The sequence below is a fragment of the Sporichthyaceae bacterium genome (assembly GCA_036493475.1).
Lineage (GTDB): Bacteria > Actinomycetota > Actinomycetes > Sporichthyales > Sporichthyaceae > DASQPJ01.
Genome location: DASXPS010000212.1, coordinates 1 through 1,623, shown reverse-complemented (window position 1 = coordinate 1,623; position 1,623 = coordinate 1). Strand labels below are relative to the sequence as shown.

Here is a 1,623-nt window from a genome sequence, read left to right as displayed (position 1 = left end):
GCACCCCGACCTAGCCTGCTGATCATGGCCGAACACCTCGACGCCACCGAGCGCCAACAACTGTGCGACCTACTGGACAAGCTCGGCCCGGACGCGCCAACCGTTCCCGAGGGCTGGACCACCTTCGACCTGCTGACTCATCTCGTCATGCGCGAACGCGACCCGATCGGTGCGCCGGGAATCGTCGTGCCCGGACCCTGGGCCAAGCTCGCCGAACATCGCCGCGTGGGAATGAAGGACCAGGGATTCCCCGCCCTGGTGGAGAAACTGCGCACCGGTCCCCCGCCCGGCCTGTTCCGGCTGCCGTGGATCCGCAAGGTGCCGAACCTCAACGAGTTCTTCGTCCATCACGAGGACGTGCGCCGCGCCAACGGGATGGGACCGCGCACCAACCCGCCCGCACTGGACGACGCGCTGTGGCACAACGTGAGAAGTGGGGCCTGGGTGCTGACCCGTCGGGTGCGCGGCCCTGGCCTGGAACTCGCCCGGGCCGGAACCTCTACGACGCGCAGGGCGAAGGGTGGGCAACCCGTCGTTCAGCTGACCGGCACCCCCGGCGAGCTGCTGCTCTACCTGTTCGGCCGCCGCGAGATCGCCGAGGTCGAACTCAGCGGCCCGCCCGAGGCCGTCGAGGCAGTTCGCCGGGCGAAGTTCGGGATCTAGCGGGCGTCGTCCACCGACAGCTCGCGAGAACGTCCTGCCGTCGCCGGGCCCAGCACCGCCGCGAACCCGAGCTCCCGGCAGACCTGCGCCAAACTTTCGGGCTTCTTCGGATCCACCCCGGCCTGCAAGAGCGCTCGCGCCAACAGCCCCTTGGTTGCCTTGTTGTGGTGTGACACCACCTTGCCGTTCTGCGTGACTCGCACCGTCACCGTGCGCTCCGCGACAGCCCCGGTGGGCCGCCACGCGTTCGCATAGGTGCCCGACCGCAGGTCCAACACCAACCCCCGCCCCGCCCGCTGCGGCAGCACCGACGCCAACGGCGCCCGCCAGTGCGCCGCCAGCGGACCCAACGGCGGCAGGCTCACCCCACCCGAGAGCCGATACGCCGGGATCCGATCCGATGGCGCCACCACACCCCACAACCCACTGGCAATCAGCACACTGCGATTCGCCCGCCGCTTCGCCGCCGGCTGGAGGCTCTCCAGCCCCAGGTGCTCGAACAGCACCCCGGTGTAGAGCCGAGCCGCCGTGGTCGTCGGCGCCGTCAACACCGACCGGTTGGTCGCGACCTCCCCGACCAGCCCCGCCGGCAACTCCAGCACCTGCGCCGCCGCCTCCACCGGCCCACTGCACAGCCCGATCAACGCATCCAGCACCGCCCGCCGCGCCGCCGGCAGCTCGTCGCCGAACACCAGCGACGCCAGGTCCAACCTCGCGCCGCGCCGCGGCGCGGTCTTGCCCTCCGACGGCGGCAGCAGGATCAACACCGCGGCACTGTAGCCGGCCCGGCGGTGACCTCGCGGCCGAAGTGACGCTCGCGGCGCGTGCCTCACCCCAACGTCCGGCTTCCGCGGCGTTCTTACGCCGCGAGAGCCGGACGTTGGGGTTGGGCAGCCACTACATCGCCGCCACCAACGCCGCCCACGTCAGCGGCACAGCCCCCCGCCCCTTCCCCGTCTC

The 1,623-nt window shown here is 71.3% G+C and carries 2 protein-coding genes; one reads left to right on the top strand and one right to left on the bottom strand.

Going from position 1 to position 1,623, the window contains the following annotated elements; all coding sequences use genetic code 11:
- Positions 1-663, top strand: a 663-nt coding sequence (locus VGJ14_20250) for a TIGR03085 family metal-binding protein (GenBank protein HEY2834758.1), incomplete at its 5' end; no start/stop codon positions are given.
- Here VGJ14_20250 and VGJ14_20245 read toward each other — a convergent pair.
- On the bottom strand, positions 660-1,430 hold the full coding sequence (locus tag VGJ14_20245; GenBank protein ID HEY2834757.1) for a peroxide stress protein YaaA: 771 nt from the start codon (positions 1,428-1,430) through the stop codon (positions 660-662). The two genes, VGJ14_20250 and VGJ14_20245, sit on opposite strands and share 4 nt — an antisense overlap.
- Positions 1,431-1,623 lie beyond the last annotated feature (193 nt).